A 17,947-nucleotide genomic window follows, 5' to 3' on the forward strand; every position below is an offset into this window, starting at 1 on the left:
CGCTTTGAAATCTTTGCTTTCTAGCAGCATCGACATGGCCGCATGTTGCTCAAAGTTGCCGACAACTACCAAATGGACCAGTGCGGGGGCTGCGAGCAAAACAAAGCCTTCGGCCAAAACGGCAGTTGCCAGAAAAGCCGTCGTCAGGAAGGTCGCAGCGACAGAGAAGGTTGCGGTGAAGAAGGTGGTTGCCAAGAAGGCCGTGAGTGCGAAGGCGCCGGCGATACGCAAGCCGACGACGTTTTATTGCGCCTGTGCTGCCTGACGTTGCGCGGCTTGCCATCGTTGATAACCATGTCCGGTGGCTCAGGGGCTGCCTCGGAGTTCTGAAACGGTATGGTTCGCCTGGTTTGGCGCGCGATCAAGCTAAGGCATCTCGAGGAACCAGTGTGCTTCCTTCAAGATGAAATCAGGTTCGCCGTTGCCCCCCACACGCCGATGTCGTTACACTCGATGTCTGGCCATCGCTCCCTCATCTTTCGGCTCATGGATCTAAAGCAGATTCAATATTTCATCGCGCTGTTCGAAGATGGCTCCGTAACACGCGCCGCCAAGCGGCTCAATATCGTGCAGCCCGCGCTCAGCATGCAGATCGCAAAGCTCGAAACGGAACTGAACAGCCGGCTCTTTGAGCGCGGCCCGCATGGCATGACGCCCACCGACGCTGCACGGCAGATGTACCGCCTCTACATGCCGATCATGCGTGACATCGACCACGCTCGCGAGCAGCTCAGCCGGCACGATGTGATCGTCGCCGGGCGTATCTCGCTCGGGATGGTGGCGTCGGAAGCGCAGAGCGTCCTGCCGGAATCGCTCGCGCTATTCAACGCGCTCTATCCGCATGTCGAGGTGTCGGTGGCCGATGGTTTCAGCGCGCAACTGATCGACGCGGTGGAAGCGGGCCGGCTCGACGCGGCCATCATCAACCGGCCCCGCGGGCGCCTGTCGCTCGATACGTCTCCACTGGTAGTCGAAGAGATGGTGCTCGTCACGAGCGCGGAACACGGCCCTGCGCTGCCCGACACCATTACGGCATCCGCGCTGACGGAGCTCGAGCTCGTGCTGCCGACGCGCCGCAACGGCCTGCGCGGCGTGCTCGACGCCGCGCTGCTGAATGCCGATATCGTGATCAAGCCGCAGTTCGAGATCGACCTGCTGACCACGATCGTGCAATTTGTCGAACAAAGCAGCATCGCGACGATCATGCCGCGCGTGGTCGTGCAGCGGAAGGTCGACGACGGCCTGCTGCGCGCGACGCCGATCTCGGCGCCGCGCATCGTGCGTCACATCGTTTGCGTGAGCCATCCAAAGCGGCCGATCGGTCCTGCCACGACCAAGCTCATCGACATCATCGCCGATCAGATCCGCCGCGTCACCACGGGGATCGAGATCGCGGACCCCGATCCGGCCAACGGCAACCAGGCGTGAGCCGCTTCGCTGGCGCCGGCCTTCCGGCGGCTGGCGCGCGTCGCTAAGCGCATCGCTGCGGGTAGCGAACGGCGCGACGCAAATCTGCCTATCGCGCGCGGTCGCGCGATCAGTACGGGTCGCGCACCGGCGTGTTGTCGAGCTTGCCGAGCGTCTCCGGCACGACGAACGCGCCGATGAGAAATATCACGCTGATCGCGCCGACGAACACGGCAAGCGTCATCGGCAGATCGAGTGGCGTCTTCGCGACCAGCGAGACGAGCGTGGGCATCATGCCGCCGATCGCAAAGCCGATATTCCACGACAGACCCGTGCCGGTCGCGCGGATCGCCGTCGGAAACCGCTCGTTCAGGAAGATCAGAATCGGCGCATAACCTGCGCTGCCGAGCGCACTCAGGATGACCGCGTAGACACCGACCATCGTGATGGTCTGCGCCGTCGGCAACAGCAGGAACAGTGCGGGCAATGCAAACAGACGGATTGCGCCGAGCAGGATGAAGGTCCGTTTGCGGCCGATGAACGTGCTCAGGTGACCGGCCGCGACCGATGCGATTACCACGGCCACGCTGCACAACATAAGGATCGCAGCAGCCGTCCCATTCGGTGCGTGATTGACGACCTTGAGGAAGGTCGGCAGATAACCCGACGTCAGGTAGTAGCCGCTGCCGCCGCCGATCGTCAGCAGCAGGTTGACGAACAGGATCGAACGATAGTCGCGCGAGAACAGCGTGCGGATCGGCGAACGAACCACCTCGACCGGCGCGTTACGCGTCTTGTCGGCGGCGGCACGCGCGGCCTTTTCCGCGGCAAGCTTCTTCCACAGCGGCGATTCTTCGAGACTGTTGAAGACGAAGAGTCCGAGCACCGAGCTGATGATCCCGGTGAAGAACATGCAGCGCCAGCCCCACACGTCGAACAGGTCGCCGGGAAACAGCGACGACATCGCGAGATACGTCAGCGAAGCGAGCAGCGCACCAAGACCTGCCCCGCCGCCGCCAATCAACCCCGACACCGCGCCGCGATACTTCAGCGCAACGGATTCCGTGCCGATCGTGTGCGTCGACGCCACCACGCCGCCGACGAATACGCCCTGCACGAGACGCAGCAGCAGAAAGAGCACCGGCGCGATCACGCCCACCTGTGCGACGGTCGGCAGCAAACCGAACGCCGCCGTCGACAGACCGACACCGACCACCGCGAGAATCATCGCGCCCTTGCGGCCGCGCCGGTCCGCATACGAGCCGAACAACGCGGATCCGAGCGGCCGCATCAGCAGCGTGACGGCGAACGACGCATACACCGCGGCGAGCGACAACATCGCGTGTTCGGAGGGGAAGAACAACCGGCCGACCACCGGTGCGACGAACAACAGGACGAACAGATCGAACAGATCGAGTGCCCATCCCAGACACGAGGCTACCACTGCGCCCATCACCTGCCGCCTGTTGATTGCGGGCACGGCGGCGCCACTTTGCGCTGCAACGGACATCATCATCTCCTAAGTTAATACCGGGCTGGCCCAGATGTGAACTCACCCGATGTGCGACGCGCTTCGGCCTCGTGAAAGGCACGGCGCGTTCTTGTTACGTTGACGAAAATCGTTATGACGTCAGGCGAGCCAGACCGCGCTGGTCTTGCGCCGCAAACTGCGCTTGCCCGCTCCATGCCTGTCTCCCGAATTGCTCGATCTATGCGCGGCTATCAGCTACCGCGAAACACGGGCTTGCGTTTGCCATGAAACGCTTCGACGCCTTCACGGAAATCGTCCGAACTGCGCAGCCGGCTATAGCAATGCCCTTCCAGTTCGATCGCGATCGAAAGCGGCGCGTCTTCGGTGTCATTCAGCAGCTTCTTCGCAGTGCGCTGCGCGAGCGGCGAGAAGGCGCGCAACTCGTCGACGAGTGCATCGGTCGCGGCTTCGAGCTCCGCATCGGGCACGCAGTCGACCACGATGCCCCAGTCATACGCCTGCTTGCCAGGAATGCGGCGCGAGCGCATCACGATGTCCTTCGTGCGGCCGACGCCGACCATCTTCTGCAGACGCGCCGAGCCGCCCGAACCCGGAATCTGGCCGAGCTTCTGTTCCGGCAGTGCGTAGAAGCTAGTGTCGGTCGCGATGCGGAAATCACAGGCGAGCGACAGTTCGAAACCGACGCCGAAGCAGAAGCCGCGATTGGCCGCGATCACCGGCTTCGAGCACCGTGCGGGCGCGGCGACATTCCACGCCAGCTTCGACACGTGTTCCGGCGACGCTTCGAGAAAGCCCTTGATGTCGCCGCCGCTCGAAAAGTGCTCGCCTTTAGCACGCAGCACGATCACGCGGACGCGGTCGTCCTCGTCGAGTGCTTCGAATGCGGCGCGCAGTTGGTCGCGTGCATGCATCGAGATCACGTTGAACGGCGGGCGGTGCAGAATGATGTCGGCGCGTTCGCGCGCGGCGTCGATTTCGATCGAGAAGCCGTCGAGTTCTTGCAGCAGCGTCTGGCCGCGATGAGTCAAGTCAGTCATGTGTTACTCCTTTTGTGGTTCTGTCAGGTTGTGCGGCGCCGTGCTCCGGTTCGTACTCGCCCGCGGAAAGCTTGCGGCGCAGGATCTTGCCGACCGGCGATTTCGGAATGTCGACGACAAACACGTATTCGCGCGGGCGCTTGAAGTTGACGAGATCGGAGGTCCGGCAAAAGTCATCGAGCGCCTGGGCTTCGACGTATTCGCTGCGCTTGATGAAGGCGACAACACGCTGCCCCCAGCGCTCGTCTTTCACGCCAGCGACGGCCACTTCGTCCACCGCCGGATGCAGCGACAACACCGATTCGATATCGACTGGCGAGATGTTCTCGCCGCCGCTGATAATCATGTCGTCGACGCGGCCCGATACGAAGAGATCGCCGTCGTTATCGAAGTAGCCGGTGTCGCCGGTGAAATACCAGCCGTCGCGCAACGACTTCGCGTTCGCGTCGGGCCGGTTCCAGTAGCCTTCGAACGACTCGTCGCCGAGCAGGTCCGCAATGATCTGGCCTTCTTCGCCGGTTTGCGCGAGTTCGTCGGGCGACGTCGCGTCGAGCTTCACGACGCGCAGCCGCGTATTGATGCCGGCGCGGCCCGCGCTGCCGGGTTTCAGCGTCGCGTCCTGATCGATACTGAACGTGTAGACCTCGGACGAGCCGTAGTGATTGACGAACAGTTCCGGCTTGAAAGCAGCCGAAAGACGCTTCAGCAGACCGTCGTTCATCGGCGCGCCGGCAAAGCCGAGTTTCGTCACCGAACTTTTGTCGGTGCGCGCGAACTCCGGTGCGGCCAGCAGATCGTGATAGAGCGTGGGCACCAGATACAGACACGTCAGCCGGTACGTGCAGATGGAATCGAGCGCAAGGGTCGCATTCCAGCGGCGAACGCAGACGAACAGCCCGTCGACGAGTGCCATCGCCAGCAGCGAGCGCACGCCCATCGTGTGATAGAGCGGCATCACGCCGAGCGTGCGTTCGCCGTGGCGATAGAGGTTCTGTGCGACGTGCGCGAGCGCGGCGGCGCGTTCGTGGCGATGCCGGCGCGGCACGCCCTTCGCCTTGCCCGTGGTGCCGGACGTGTAGAGGATCAGCGAGTAGTCTTCCGCGGTGGCCGCAGCAACAGCTGCGCCTTCGCGCCGACGCTCGCGCAGCAGTGCATCGAACGAAATCGACGCGCCCGCCGCATCGTCCAGCGCAATGCGCGCAACGGCCTTCGCGGCGGCGCTTTGCGTGACGGCTTCGGCGGAAACCGGCTCGTACACGATGGCTTTGACGCCCGCATCGGTCACGCAGTAATCGAGCTCATCGGGTTTCGCCCGCCAGTTCAGCGGCACGATCGCCACGCCGGCGAACTGGCACGCCCAGTGCAGCGTCGCCATTTCCCAGCGGTTTTGCAGCACGACGAGCAGACGGTCACCGTGTGCGAGGCCGAGTTCGTGCAGACCGTCCGCAACGTTCAGGATGATCCGGTGCCACTGCGCATACGTGAGCGTCAGTTCACCATCGACGAGCGCCAGCGCGTTCGGGCTGCGCTCCACGCTTTGCAGAAAGGTTCGGCCGAGATCAAGCATCGCTCGTCTCCTTCTCTTCCTGCGCCTGGCGTCGGCGCGCCGCCACATCGAGCACGGCGGCGACGATCGGCGTATAGCCTGTACAGCGGCACAGATGGCCCGACAGCATGTCGCGCACCTGCGCCTCGTCTGGATCCGGTACGCGCTTCAGATAGTCGGCGCACGACATCAGAATGCCGGCGGTGCAAAAGCCGCACTGCAGCGCGTGATGACGCTGGAACGCCTGCTGAAGGTCGCCGAGCGTCTGGTCGGGCGCGAGGCCTTCTACCGTATCGATGCGGCGGCCGTCCGCCTGCAACGCGAGCATCAGGCACGAACGTCCCGCCACACCGTCGATATGAACCGTGCAGGCGCCGCACACGCCGTGTTCGCATCCGACGTGCGTGCCGGTTGCGCCCAGTTCGTGCCGCAGAAGATCGGACAGCAGATCGCGCGGCTCGCAATAGCCGCTCCGTTCGCGACCGTTGAGCGTCACGGTGATTCGCCGCCGTTCGCCGCGCGGTTGTATGCCCTGCGGCATCGTATTAACAGGGGTCTTCGGGGTCTTGCTCACTTCGCCTCCTCGATCACGCGCCATCCCAGTTGCCGGACCAGATGCCGGCGATACGTCGCACTGACATGCGCGTCGTCCTGCGCGCCCAGCTTCCAGCTCAAATCGTTCAATGCAGTACGCAAGTCGTCGCCCTGCAGACGCGGCCAGCGCTCCACCACCGGCCGGTCGGCGACGCCACCCACTGCGAGCTGGATCAGGTTATCCGTCACCACCGCCGCGCACGACACGAGGGCGAAATCGCCATGACGGGCGGAGAATTCCGCAAAGCCGTAGCGCTCGCCCGGCTTTTTCAGCGGAAAACGCACAGCCTCGACAAGTTCGTCCGGCTCGCGCGCCGTCATCAACATCCCCTGAAAAAAGTCCTCGGCGGCGAGCACGCGCTTGCGCTTTGTCGAGCGCAGCAGCACACCGCCGCCCAGGGCTGCCAATGCGAGAGGCAACTCGGCGCTCGGATCCGCGTGAGCGATCGACCCGCACACGGTGCCGCGATTGCGGATCTGAAAGTGGGAAATGTGCGGGAACGCGAGAGCGAGCAACGGCACTTCGTCGCGCAGAGACGGGCGCCACTCGACGCTGCCCTGCGTCGCCGCCGCACCAATAACGAGCTGCCCCGCCTCGTTGTCGACCCGCACCGTATTCAACTCGTCGGTGCGGGAAATATCGACGAGCCAACGCGGTTGCGCGAGGCGCATGTTCAGCACCGCCATCAGCGACTGGCCGCCGGCCAGCACGCGTGCGTCTTCGCCGCCATGCGCGAGCGCTTCGAGCGCATGTTCCGTACTCGTCGCGCGCAGATAATCGAACGGCGCCGGTTTCATGTTCTACTCCTGAAGAATGCGAGGAAGCGCGAGAGCCACGAGCCTTGCGCGCGGCCTTGATCGACGGGCTTGCCTGATGCTTGCCGGCCCAGCGATTCGAACAGTTGCCGCAGCACGACTTTCGCCGCGCCTTCGAGCATCCGCCCGCCGACCGCCGCAACCTTGCCCGACACCTGTGCTTCATAGTCGTACGACAGCCGCGTGCCGCGCTCCGTGGGCGTCAGTTCTACGAGTCCTTCGCCACGCGCGGTGCCAAGCGGCGAGCTGCCGGCACCCGCGAGGCGCAAACGATGCGGCGCGTCGATATCCGACAACCCGATCCGCGCTTCGAAGCGCGCCTTGATCATGCCGACGCCGACCGTCACATCGGCGCGATACTGGTTCGGTCCGGTCGCTTCGAGCGCGTGGCAGCCTGGAATGACCTTCGCGAGCGCCTGTGGGTCCATCAGCACCGCAAAGATCGCTTCAGGTGTGGCGTCGAGATCGACAGTGCCCCGCGCCGTCAGCGCCTTGCCGCCCGCAAGCGCCTTGTTCGACGCGGCGGCCGCAGCCGCTTGAAGTAACTCGGGACGCGAAGGCGGCGGATCGTCGATGCCGATCAGGTGCATCACCTTCGCAGGCGTGAGCGGCAAGCGGATATCCTCGACGCCGAGTGCATCGGCCACTGCATTTGCGATGCACGGCGGCGTGCTCATGTTGTTGCCTTCGCCCAGCCCTTTCGCACCGAGCGGCGTGAACGGCGACGGCGTTTCCAGATGCACGATCACCGGATCAGGCACTTCGCAGGTGGTTGGCATCAGGTAGTCGGCGAGCGTGCCCGACTGGAAACTGCCGTCTGCGCCGTAGCGGAACTCTTCCATCAGTGCCGCGCCCAGGCCCTGCGCGAACGCGCCACGAATCTGGCCGTCGGCGAGTGCCGGATTGAGCAGCGTGCCAGCGTCGTGGGCGGTCACATAGCGGTCGATGCGCACGCGGCCGGTTGCGCGGTCCACTTCGACGGCGCACATGTCGAACGCGAAACCGTAGGCCGCCGATGTGTTGATGCGATCCTGCTCGTCGGGCGCGTCCATGTGCGGCGGCGTCCAGAACACCGTCTCGCGCAGGCCCGGCTCTTCGCCTTCAGGCAACAGCGCGGGCGCCCAGTGCGGCGCATTGCTCGCGACGCGGCCAAACGGCAGCGCGCGGTCTTCCTTGCCCTTCGCAAAGATGCGGCCGTCTTCGAAACAGATGTCCTCGGGCGCACAACCCGATTGCTTCGCGACGATGCGGGCCACCTTGTCGCGCACACGCATCGCTGCCAGATGCACCGTGCCGGCCACCGCACCGGCAAAACGACTCGAATAGTTACCTGCCGCCACTGACCACGCGTCCTTGTGTGTATCGAACTCGACGTTGACGACGATGTCCCGCGGATTCAAACCAAGCACATCGGCGACAACCTGCGCGCAGACCGTCATATGCCCCTGCCCCGCCGGCGTCGATGCAATCGTCACGACCACGCCGCCGAGCAGATCGACGCTGACTGTCGCGCTCGCGATGGCGCCGCTCTTCGGGCCGGCTTTTTTGCGCGCCTCGGCGGGCATCACGGTCGTGATGTAGCCCATGTTCGACACAGACGGCTCAACGATCGCCGCAAAGCCGATGCCATACACACGTCCTTCGCGGCGCGCCGCATCGCGACGCGCGACGAGTTCGTCGTAGCCGCCTTCAGCGAGCGAGCGGCGCAGCGCTTCCTGATAGTTGCCGGAATCGAGTAGCGCACCCGCTGCGGCTCGATACGGGAACGCCTCAGCGGCGACGAAGTTGCGGCGATACACGTCGAGCACCTCGAGCTTCAGTTCGATCGCGATGCGCTGCATCAGACGTTCAAGCGCGAAATACACCTGCGGTCCGCCGAAACCGCGGACGAGGCCCGTCGGCGTTTTATTCGTGAGCGTCACGCGGTTGCGCACGACGAGATTCGGAATCGCGTAGGCGCCCGTCAGGCAGCCATGCATCCGGTAGAACGTTGCTGGCTCCGGCGCACGCAAATAGCCGCCGCAGTCCTCGATCTGGTCGTATGAGAGCGCGGTAATGCGGCCGTCGCCCTCAACTGCGGCTTCGAGCGTCGTCAGGCGCGCGGTGGCCGACGTGGCCGCGCTCAGATGTTCGAGGCGATCCTCGACCCATTTCACCGGTGCACCGGCCTTGCGCGACGCAAGGCACATCAACACCACATACGGAAACACCGCCTGTTTCACGCCGAAGCTGCCGCCCGAATCGCGCGGCGCCTTGTGCCGCAGACGATTTGCCGGCACGTTCAGCGCCATCGACATCACCGCATGCAGCGAGAAGGGCCCCATGAAATTCGACGTGACGTCGTAACCCTCATCGCCGGACAGATACTCGGCGATCACCACGCCGCATTCGATCGGCGCACACGTGTTGCGCGGATAGTGCGCGTCGATTGTCACGCGATGCGGCGCGCGTTCGAATGCTGCTTCGGGCTCGCCATAGCGATAGTGACGATCGCTGATCACGTTCGTGCCGACCTTCGGATGCAGAACCGGTGCATCGTCGGCGATCGCGTTTTCGATCGACGTCACCGGCGGCAGCGTCTGGTACTCGACCTTGATCAGATCGAGCGCGTCTTCAGCGAGCGCACGCGATTCGGCCAGCACCACGGCAACCGGTTCGCCGACATAGCGCACGCGGTCCATCGCGAGCGCCCACTGCTCCATCGGCGACTTCACGCCGACCACGAACGGCCGCGACCAGCCCGGCAGATCATCACGTGTGAGCACGGCACGCACGCCGGCCAGTTTCAGCGCAGCGTCCGTGTCGATGCTGCGCAGTTCCGCATGGGCGTGCGGCGAGCGCAACACCGCGGCGTGCAGCGTGGCGGGTTTCACGGCGATGTCGTCGCCGTAACGTCCGCGGCCGGTCAGGATCGCCGGATCTTCGACGCGTTCCATCGAGCGGCCCACATGGCGCTGGCGTTCAGCCGACGTTTCGGGCTCGCCAGCGGGGCGTGCATCCGCTACCAGTTCGGCAACTGTATCGCGCTGATTCATTTCATTGCTCCCTGCCCGCGCGTGGCGGTTGCATCGGCGTCGTCGCCCTCGTCGTTCCCGCCTCGGTTGAACTCGCTGGCAAGACCGCTCCAGCGGCGCGCAATCTCGCGATGCTCGATGCCGAACAGATCCATGATCCGGCCGACCGTGTGATCGACGATGTCGTCGACGGTTTGAGGGTGCGCATAGAACGCGGGCACCGGCGGCATCACGATCGCGCCCATTTCGGTGGCGAGCGTCATGTTGCGCAGGTGCGCGAGATTGAGCGGCGTTTCGCGCGCGACGAGCACGAGGCGACGACGCTCCTTGAGCATCACGTCCGCGGCGCGCGTCAGCAGGTTGTCGGCGAAACCGTTGGCGACGCTCGCCAGCGTTTTCATCGAGCACGGCGCGATCACCATGCCCGCGGTGAGAAACGAGCCGCTCGCCACCGTCGCGCCGATGTCGCGCACGTTGTGGACGACGTCGGCGAGGTCGTCGAGGTCTGAACGCGTAAGACCGAGCTCCTGCGCGGCGGTAATGGCGCCCGACGGCGACACGATAAGATGCGTCTCGGCCGTGCCGAGCCGGCGCAAGGCCGCCAGCAGCCGCACGCCGATGACTGCACCACTCGCACCCGAAATGCCGACGACGACCCGTTCACGCGTTTGCGTTGACTGCATGGCTGTGCCTCGCTCAGACCGCGTCGCGCAGCTGGCCGCTGTGCAGATAGGCATCGAACGCCGCGTTGCTCGTGGCGACGAGCCGGTCGAGATTGACGGCGTCCTGCCCCGGAATCCGCACGCGGGTGAATACATGTGCCGGATAGACGACCGGGCGCGTCGCGTCGAGACCCATCTTGGCGCTGACGCCCTGCATGTGCGGCGGCGCATCGTCGGGCTGGCCGACGGTCGTCGATGGATCGAGCGGCGAGCCCTGTGCGCCGGCCACAATCACGAGATCCCGATCCGCCTGGAAGCGCGTCGCGATCGCCCATTCGATTTCGGCAGGATCGTGTACGTCCACATCGGTATCGACGACGACCACCTGCTTGATGTCGTAGTGCGCGCCGAACGCGCACAAAATCACGTTTTTCGCTTCGCCTTCGCGCTTCTTGTCGAACTGGACCCACAGGTGATACCGGCACACGCCGCCCACCGACAACTCCACGTCCTTCACGCCTGGATGGCTGCGCTGCAGATGCGCCAGCAAGGTCGCTTCGCGCGGAATGGCGCCGAGCAGCAGATGCTCCATTTCAGCCGGAACAATCGTGTGATAAATCGGCTGTTCGCGATGCGTGACTGCCGTCACGTCGATCACCTCACGCGCTTCGCGCGCGCTGTAGTACTTCGGGAATTCGCCGAACGGACCTTCGGGCTCGCGCACCTTGGGCAGGATGCGGCCCTCGATCACGATTTCCGAAAACGCGGGTACACGCACGTCGTTCGTCACGCACTTGACGACCGGCAGCGGCGCGCCGTGCAAGGCACCGGCGATCTCCAGTTCGTCGCTGTCGATCGGGGAAATAGCCTGCGACGCCAGCATCGTCAACGGATCGACGCCAATCGCGATCGCCACGTCGAGGGCGTCGCCCGCCGCTTCCGCGGCCTGATAGAACGCCAGCAGATGACGCGGCAACATCAGGATCGCCATGCGGTCCGGGGCGTGCACCTGAATGCGGTTGATCGACACGTTCTGGATGCCGGTCCGCGGATTACGCGCAATCACGAGGCCGGCCGTGATGTAGGGACCGTTGTCGTGCTCGCTGTGTGTCGGGATCGGCAGCAATGCGTGCAGATCGATGCCCTGCGTGCGGACGACCTGCTGGCACGCGGCCTCGTCGCGTGGCAGTTCGTGCCAGGCAACCGGATGCCCGGCCGCATCGCGAAAGCGTTCGAGCAGCGCGGCCTCGGGCACGCCCATCGCTTCGGCGATCCACGCGCGCTTCGACATGAAGCCGCTCACTACCGGAATGGCGTGGCCGCCGGGCTTGAGAAAAATGGCGGCTTGTTCTCCGTCGAGCCGTTTGGCGACTGCCGCGAGTTCGTGTTGGAGTGAAACCGGCTGATCGATCGTCGCGACGCGGCCCGTTGCCGACAGGCGTTCAAGCCAGTGGCGCAGCGTCGGCGCGGCGCTCTGCGGCGCCCATGAGGATTGAGGTGTGCCGCTGCCTGCGGCATCGCGTGAGTCCATTTACGTCTCCATCGGTGCTTGCCGTCGGGCGCCGGAACGAGTCTGTCGGGCGGACCTGCAGCAAGTTGGAACGAAGCGTAGCGAGAACGGGCTATAACTTCTAATATTGTTTTTTGATGTCTTTCATCATTAGTTTTGATATCAGTGTTAGCCCCGATGACGCCCTTCGTGCGCTCGGTTATCAATAGGCAACGCTTCCGGTAAGGGTCTTTCTCAGCTATTCAGATAGCCACGCGGTGTGCTGTTTTCGCCGGCTTTCGTGAGTGACCTGATGGACCACGCAGCGGATATTAACTTTCGTGATGCACCCCGTGGCACCCCATCTGGACGTCAAATGGACCTCTCATGGACCTGAAGCAGATCCAGTATTTCATCGCGCTGTTCGAGGACGGCTCCGTGACGCGCGCCGCCAAGCGCCTGAACATCGTGCAGCCGGCGCTCAGCATGCAGATCGCCAAGCTCGAGGAAGAACTGCATCAACAACTGTTCGACCGTGGCGGGCACGGCATGGCGCCCACCGCCGCCGGACGGCTGATGTACCGCCTCTTTCTGCCGATCATCCGCGATCTCGCGCATGCGCGTCAGCAAATGGTTCAGCGCGACGAGATCGTAACGGGCCACGTGTCGATCGGGCTGATTGCATCGGTGACGGAAAGCGTGCTCGCTGATTCGCTGTCGCGCTTTCACGCGCGCTATCCGCATGTCGAAGTCACCATCGCCGACGGCTACACCGCGACCTTCATCGACTGGGTGTCGGGCGGCCAGCTCGACGCCGCGCTGATCAACAAGCCGCGCTCGCGCCTGTCGCTCGACTCGCAGCCGCTCCTCGATGAAGAGATGGTGCTCGTCACCAGCGCCGAACATGGCCCCGAACTGCCGCATGCGATCGAGCTCGCGCAACTACCCGAACTCGAACTCGTGCTGCCCACCAAGCGCCACGGCCTGCGCGGCGTGCTCGATACGGCCGCGCAGCATGAGGACGTGCTGCTTGCGCCGCGCTTCGAAATCGATGTGTTGAGCACGATCGTGAAGCTCGTCGAAAGCACCCACTTTGCGACGATCCTGCCGCGCATCGCGGTTGAACGCGCAGTGCGCCGAGGTGCGTTGCGCGCCTATCCGATTCTCGCGCCGCGCATCGTACGCCATATCGTGCGCATCAGTCATCCGCGGCGGCCGTTGAGCGCTGCTGCCGAAGCGCTGATCGACATCATCGCCGACGAATTACGTGAAGTGTCGAGCGAATCAACGCGCTGTGCCACGCATGATCAAGGGACCGCTTCGAGAATTAATCCGTGATCAGTTTCCGTCCCGTAAGAAAGCCGTTAGGACGGACACTATGTTCCAGTGGCGGCCGGGTGCGTCCGGCGGATGCCGCTCCGGTAGCTGTATGTGCACGCGCAAAGCTCCCGGCACGCCAGCGGCGATTTCGCCATGCGGGTCTGCAGTTCGTCGCGAATCTGCTCAGCGGTTAGAACGGCCTTCGGCATCGGACTGCCTCCCTCGGTCGCACGTCCGGATCGCGGCTGAATGGCCCATACGTTCCCTGGTCGCTTACGTCGACGGTGAGCGACGTTTTCGGTTCGCCAACTCAACCTATCGCAAGTGGCTGGGGTTGGACCCGGAGGAGATCGTGGGACGGCTCACCCATGAGGTTCTCGACGCTGACTATTTTGCTGCCATCGAGCCGTACGTCCAACGCGTGCTCAACGGGGAAAGGGTCGAGTACGAGGTTCACGATTCACCGGCCGGCGTGCCGGGTTGAGATCGACCCCCGTATCATGCCGGCCGAACCGGACCGGCCAGCTTTGCGCCGCAACGCGATTCATCAGCGCACAGGGCACCTAGTGTCGCGACCGCTTTATCGAGCCGCGCCGACCACGGGTATCCATAGTTCAGACGCATACGGTGCCGGAAGGCGCCGTCCGCAGAGAAGATAGGTCCGGGCGCGATGCTGATCCCACTGTTAAGCGCAGCCTGGAAGAGCTGTATCGAGTCTACGTGATCCGGTAGCGCCACCCATGTGAAATAACCGCCGTCAGACCTCGTCGCCATCGTATTGGCCGGGAAGTACCGGCTGATCGCGTCGAGCATCTGCGATTGCTGAAGGGCCAACTCGCGACGTAGTTTGTGCAGGAAACGTTCATATCCGCCATGCTCCAGATAGTCGGCGATTGCGCGCTGCGCGGGCATGCTGGCCGATAACGTGGTCATCCATTTCGCGTGTTCCAGCCTGCCCGCGAACCTTCCGGCTGCCGCCCAGCCGATACGATATCCGGGCGCAAGGCACTTCGCGAACGATCCACAATGGATCACAAGACCTTTCCGATCGAAGAATTTGGCCGGACGCACCGGATCCGGGCCAAAATGCAGCTCGTTGTAGACGTCATCCTCGATGAGCGGCACGTCGTGTCTGGCGAGCAGATCAACCAGTGCCTGCTTCCTGGAATCGTCCAGCGTCACCCCGGTCGGATTGTGGAACGAGGTCATGAACCAGCAGGCGCGAACCGGATGTTGCTGCAGCGCTTGCGCGAGTGCATCCAGATCATGACCCTCCACCGGGTCAACAGGAATCTCCACTACGTTCAGCCTCAGACGCTCGATAGCCTGCAGCGCTGCATAGAACGTCGGCTTTTCGATCACGATCACATCGCCTGGAGCGGCGAGCAACTGGGCGCTTAGCGTCAGGGCTTCGAGTGCACCGCTCGTAATGATTATCTCGTCGACGGGCACCGTCATCCCCGCCATCAGGTAACGCAGCGAAATCTGCTGGCGCAATCCTTCGTACCCCGGCGGCAGTCCGTCAACCATGCTGGCCAGGTGCGTTGAACGATTGACCTTCGCGCACGACTTTCCGACGCGCGCCATCGGAAACAGCGCAGGGCTCAAAAACGCAGAACCAAGTGGGACAGTCTCGGCATGCCTGATCGTCTTGAGGACCTCAAAGACAAGGTCGCTGATATTGACGGTCTTCGGGTCGGTACTCATCGAGGTCCCGGGACTTCGCCGCAGCAATTCTCCGGAACTCGGCGACACGAAATAGCCTGAACGCGGGCGCGCCTTAATCATGCCCCGGTTTTCGAGCAGGTAGTAAGCACGAAATACCGTCGCGGGGCTCACGCCCCAAGCCTTGCACGCCGCGCGAACCGAGGGGATACGCGCGCCGGGTGGCAGATCACCGCGCTTGATGAGCTCACTGAGTTGGTGGGCTAGCCGCTCATACCGCTTCAACTTGTACTCCTCACAGATAACACCGTTTCGGGCGTCGGGCCCGCCCCGGTAGCACGCACTTAACCTTATAAGAATGCCACTTATCAATCTGATACGGCCTTTCTTTTGCAATCTGCTTCTATTGCGACCGCGCACACGCTGGCAAAGTGCAGCGCAGACAGTTTCCCCTTCTTTCGATGTGTAGCCTGCTTGTAGCGGTCCAATCGGTAGAGACTTTTAAGCCGAATTTTATAGCGATAAATCAATGGCATTTGGGTTCCCGGTATCAACCATCAGATGCAGCGCGTTCATCGTGCTCCGTCGGACCTGGAGACGACATATGGCAGTCGTGCTCGTCACCTGCGCAGGCACCTCACTCGCTGTTGCAGGTCCGGCCGACACTGGTTCCAGTCGCAGTCTTACGTTTGAACGCAACGTCTGGCAGCAATTGACGGACTGGCTTGCGGGTCCGCCAGCGCCCCCAATTCGCTTCGGCTCAGCCTGCGCGTCCGTTGCGCAGTTGCCCTCTATTCCCGCCGCCCTTGCCGGACCGGTTGCTGGTCCGATGCCCGTACTGACTAATACTTGCGATTCGCTGGACGGCGCGCGTGGCAATGCCATCGGCACCGCTGCTGCGATGGCCAGTTCGGGGCCGAACGTTGTGACGCTGCTTAGGGAACTGCGGTGGCAAATCAGCGACCACGCGGCGGCAGAACGAAACGGCCTTCTGGCCTCTGACGCAGTGGCCGGTACCGCGTCGCGGGTCGACCGCGCGGAGCAGTCGCCGGAACCACCAGCGATGTCAACCCCGGTTTGCTCATTGGGTAGGGGTTGTGAGACACAAGCGGTCTCACCTTCGGTCGAGACCGATACACTCGCCTCGGTGCAGCTTTCGTCGCGCACTGCTACGCAGCCTTCCTCAGTATGGACCATATTGGGATTTATATTGTGGCCGATTCTGGTGATGGTCCTGGTCGTCGTTGTCGGTTGGGCCCTCAAAAGGTGGTTTCGCTACGACAAGTCCCTGCTGCGTGCAGCGCGTGCAGGGCTGCGCCGTGGCCGGTTCCATGTTCAGTATCAACCTGTCGTTGGCGTGCGGCGGGCCAGGTGTGTCGGCGTCGAAGCATTTCTGCGCTGGGACAACGAGAAATATGGCGCGCTGGGCCCGGCCCACTACATGGAAATCATTGAGAGCAGTAGCCTGATTGGGCCAATGACGCGATTCATCCTATCGCGTGCCGCTCAGGATCTGCGGGAAATCGGTGCTCCGAAATCGCTCTACCTGGGCGTTACCGCTCCCGCATCTTACCTGGTAAGTTCCGCGTTCATCGCGGACCTTGGTGACGTTGGCTCCCTCGGTCTTCCACCGCTAATACTGAAGATCGGGGCAGACAGCGTGAGGAAGTTCAGAGAACGACTCATCCCGATGATGGCGCAGGCGCGTGATAAAGGAATGCGCTTTGCCCTGTCGGGCTTGCGCCCCACTGACGTCGGACTGGAACTGCCGCCAGACATGACCTTTGAGATGGTGAAGATTGACAGGGAAGTGCTGGGAATGGATCCCGATGAGCGCTCCGGACAGATCACTGCGTTGACGAGCATAGGCCATGAGATGGACGCTGTGGTCGTGGTCGAAGGCATTGAGAACACGGCACATCACAACATCGCGCGGGCAAGCCGGGCCGAATTCGGTCAGGGTTTCTTCTACAGCCGTGCGCTCGGCGCAAGCCAACTGAAGGCATTTCTCCAGACTGCTAACGCTCCGTCCTCAAAGTCGGCGGGAGCTGCAACCGTGCTCGGCTGGCGGGTCCGAAATTTCTAAATGAGGCATTCCGCCCGCAACCGGATCAACTCGGCACAACCTCAATTAATTTGCATGACATAATAATGAAGCGCTATATCCAGCGGCGGCACAGTTCGAAAACCTGATTGCGAACGGCACGCTTGAGCGCGGCGTGCGGCTCCCGTCGGTGCGCCAGGCGAGCAGTTCGTACCGCGTCAGCCCTTCAACAGTTTTCCAGGCTTACTACACGCTCGAACGACGAGGCCTGATCGTAGCAAGACCTCGGTCGGGGTATCTTTCCAGCTCCCGCCACGTCGAACGCAGCGGGCCGGTTTCCGGCACTACGCTCTCCTGTGTGCTTCATGTCAAGATTTAACTGAGTGTCTGCAATGGCCGATGAGCGAGCGCCCGTCCTCTACTGTTGGATGGCCGATTACGGGGCGGACCCGTCGCCTCAACGTCCGCGCAGAGACGCATGTGACCGTCCGCTCCTGGCCGAACCCGATCGAACGCTAACCTCAAATCGATCGCCGCTCGCTGCGTTTATCCCTGCGGTCGCAGACGCTTACCGAATGGGTGCAGGAAAGTGAAACACCGCTTCATAGTTTCGCGGTCTGTTCCGGCAGCGACGTTGGCAAGAAGCGCAAGAAGGACGACGACATCGCACAGACCTTCCCGCACGAACTACGCCAGTCGAACTCCACGAGAGGATCGCGTTTCTCCAGTTCCACTGACTTCATCGTCCCGAAGCCGGAGCAGACCTAGCTGGGATAGGCGGCAATGGAGAACGCGGTAGCCGTAGTCAATACAGCGCGAGCATGCAGAAACAAGGACGGATTTCAGCGCGCCGCGCTTCGA

Annotated in this window: 15 protein-coding genes; 6 read left to right on the plus strand and 9 right to left on the minus strand. The window is 63.1% G+C overall.

What is annotated here, in order from left to right; genetic code table 11:
- Window positions 1-42: 42 nt before the first annotated feature.
- Window positions 43-330, plus strand: coding sequence for a hypothetical protein (locus P3T22_RS19520; protein ID WP_158515277.1), 288 nt, complete (start codon window positions 43-45; stop codon window positions 328-330).
- A gap of 156 nt (window positions 331-486) precedes the next feature.
- Window positions 487-1,428 carry a LysR family transcriptional regulator gene (locus tag P3T22_RS19525; protein ID WP_063496439.1) on the plus strand — a complete coding sequence of 314 codons (942 nt, stop codon included), beginning with the start codon at window positions 487-489 and terminating at the stop codon, window positions 1,426-1,428.
- Window positions 1,429-1,537: 109 nt separating this feature from the next.
- Here the strand turns inward: P3T22_RS19525 and P3T22_RS19530 are convergent, their stop codons facing one another.
- The 8 genes from P3T22_RS19530 to P3T22_RS19565 all read right to left on the minus strand — a co-directional run bounded on the left by P3T22_RS19530 (window position 1,538) and on the right by P3T22_RS19565 (window position 12,099).
- Window positions 1,538-2,917 (minus strand): MFS transporter, encoded by a 1,380-nt coding sequence (locus P3T22_RS19530; protein WP_266239189.1) that lies wholly within the window; start codon window positions 2,915-2,917, stop codon window positions 1,538-1,540.
- A 212-nt stretch (window positions 2,918-3,129) separates the two neighbouring features.
- Entirely contained in the window at window positions 3,130-3,936 is an 807-nt protein-coding gene (locus tag P3T22_RS19535; protein ID WP_063496441.1) for an enoyl-CoA hydratase/isomerase family protein, read from the minus strand.
- A complete protein-coding gene (locus P3T22_RS19540) occupies window positions 3,929-5,503 on the minus strand; it encodes an AMP-binding protein (RefSeq protein ID WP_063496442.1) in 1,575 nt (524 codons plus the stop codon). Before P3T22_RS19540 ends, P3T22_RS19535 begins: the two co-directional genes overlap by 8 nt.
- Window positions 5,496-6,023, minus strand: coding sequence for a (2Fe-2S)-binding protein (locus P3T22_RS19545; protein ID WP_063496443.1), 528 nt, complete (start codon window positions 6,021-6,023; stop codon window positions 5,496-5,498). Before P3T22_RS19545 ends, P3T22_RS19540 begins: the two co-directional genes overlap by 8 nt.
- A gap of 29 nt (window positions 6,024-6,052) precedes the next feature.
- Window positions 6,053-6,874: an FAD binding domain-containing protein gene (locus tag P3T22_RS19550; protein WP_063496444.1), complete on the minus strand. Its 822-nt coding sequence runs from the start codon at window positions 6,872-6,874 to the stop codon at window positions 6,053-6,055.
- A complete protein-coding gene (locus P3T22_RS19555) occupies window positions 6,871-9,927 on the minus strand; it encodes a xanthine dehydrogenase family protein molybdopterin-binding subunit (protein ID WP_429325870.1) in 3,057 nt (1,018 codons plus the stop codon). The genes P3T22_RS19550 and P3T22_RS19555 overlap by 4 nt, the downstream gene beginning before the upstream one ends.
- The gene (locus tag P3T22_RS19560; RefSeq protein ID WP_429325871.1) at window positions 9,924-10,589 is read right to left on the minus strand and encodes a UbiX family flavin prenyltransferase; all 666 of its coding nucleotides are present in this window, start codon (window positions 10,587-10,589) and stop codon (window positions 9,924-9,926) included. Before P3T22_RS19560 ends, P3T22_RS19555 begins: the two co-directional genes overlap by 4 nt.
- Window positions 10,590-10,602: 13 nt before the next feature.
- A complete protein-coding gene (locus tag P3T22_RS19565) occupies window positions 10,603-12,099 on the minus strand; it encodes a UbiD family decarboxylase (RefSeq protein ID WP_429325872.1) in 1,497 nt (498 codons plus the stop codon).
- A 345-nt stretch (window positions 12,100-12,444) separates the two neighbouring features.
- On the opposite strand from P3T22_RS19565, the gene P3T22_RS19570 reads away from it, so the two are divergent.
- Together P3T22_RS19570 and P3T22_RS19575 are read left to right on the plus strand one after the other, a co-directional pair.
- Window positions 12,445-13,395, plus strand: coding sequence for a LysR family transcriptional regulator (locus tag P3T22_RS19570; protein WP_063496447.1), 951 nt, complete (start codon window positions 12,445-12,447; stop codon window positions 13,393-13,395).
- A gap of 91 nt (window positions 13,396-13,486) precedes the next feature.
- Window positions 13,487-13,861, plus strand: a complete 375-nt coding sequence (locus P3T22_RS19575) for a PAS domain-containing protein (protein ID WP_429325928.1) — start codon at window positions 13,487-13,489, stop codon at window positions 13,859-13,861.
- A gap of 14 nt (window positions 13,862-13,875) precedes the next feature.
- Here the strand turns inward: P3T22_RS19575 and P3T22_RS19580 are convergent, their stop codons facing one another.
- Complete coding sequence (locus tag P3T22_RS19580; RefSeq protein WP_063496448.1) at window positions 13,876-15,327, minus strand: PLP-dependent aminotransferase family protein; 1,452 nt, start codon at window positions 15,325-15,327, stop codon at window positions 13,876-13,878.
- A gap of 319 nt (window positions 15,328-15,646) precedes the next feature.
- Between P3T22_RS19580 and P3T22_RS19585 the strand changes: the two genes are divergently transcribed.
- Window positions 15,647-17,128, plus strand: a complete 1,482-nt coding sequence (locus P3T22_RS19585; RefSeq protein ID WP_429325873.1) for an EAL domain-containing protein — start codon at window positions 15,647-15,649, stop codon at window positions 17,126-17,128.
- Between the two features lie 133 nt (window positions 17,129-17,261).
- The gene (locus tag P3T22_RS19590) at window positions 17,262-17,465 is read left to right on the plus strand and encodes a GntR family transcriptional regulator (protein WP_420488450.1); all 204 of its coding nucleotides are present in this window, start codon (window positions 17,262-17,264) and stop codon (window positions 17,463-17,465) included.
- The last annotated feature ends 482 nt before the right edge of the window (window positions 17,466-17,947 follow it).

The sequence above is a fragment of the Paraburkholderia sp. GAS348 genome (genome assembly GCF_050434205.1).
GTDB lineage: Bacteria > Pseudomonadota > Gammaproteobacteria > Burkholderiales > Burkholderiaceae > Paraburkholderia.

Coding starts and splice junctions, on each gene's coding strand:
- P3T22_RS19560 (WP_429325871.1), bottom strand. CDS start 10,589: ATGCAGTCAACGCAAACGCGTGAACGGGTCGTCGTCGGCATTTCGGGT.
- P3T22_RS19550 (WP_063496444.1), bottom strand. CDS start 6,874: ATGAAACCGGCGCCGTTCGATTATCTGCGCGCGACGAGTACGGAACAT.
- P3T22_RS19525 (WP_063496439.1), top strand. CDS start 487: ATGGATCTAAAGCAGATTCAATATTTCATCGCGCTGTTCGAAGATGGC.
- P3T22_RS19535 (WP_063496441.1), bottom strand. CDS start 3,936: ATGACTGACTTGACTCATCGCGGCCAGACGCTGCTGCAAGAACTCGAC.
- P3T22_RS19530 (WP_266239189.1), bottom strand. CDS start 2,917: ATGTCCGTTGCAGCGCAAAGTGGCGCCGCCGTGCCCGCAATCAACAGG.
- P3T22_RS19585 (WP_429325873.1), top strand. CDS start 15,647: ATGGCAGTCGTGCTCGTCACCTGCGCAGGCACCTCACTCGCTGTTGCA.
- P3T22_RS19565 (WP_429325872.1), bottom strand. CDS start 12,099: ATGGACTCACGCGATGCCGCAGGCAGCGGCACACCTCAATCCTCATGG.
- P3T22_RS19545 (WP_063496443.1), bottom strand. CDS start 6,023: ATGCCGCAGGGCATACAACCGCGCGGCGAACGGCGGCGAATCACCGTG.
- P3T22_RS19555 (WP_429325870.1), bottom strand. CDS start 9,927: ATGAATCAGCGCGATACAGTTGCCGAACTGGTAGCGGATGCACGCCCC.
- P3T22_RS19575 (WP_429325928.1), top strand. CDS start 13,487: ATGTGCACGCGCAAAGCTCCCGGCACGCCAGCGGCGATTTCGCCATGC.
- P3T22_RS19520 (WP_158515277.1), top strand. CDS start 43: ATGTTGCTCAAAGTTGCCGACAACTACCAAATGGACCAGTGCGGGGGC.
- P3T22_RS19540 (WP_063496442.1), bottom strand. CDS start 5,503: ATGCTTGATCTCGGCCGAACCTTTCTGCAAAGCGTGGAGCGCAGCCCG.
- P3T22_RS19570 (WP_063496447.1), top strand. CDS start 12,445: ATGGACCTGAAGCAGATCCAGTATTTCATCGCGCTGTTCGAGGACGGC.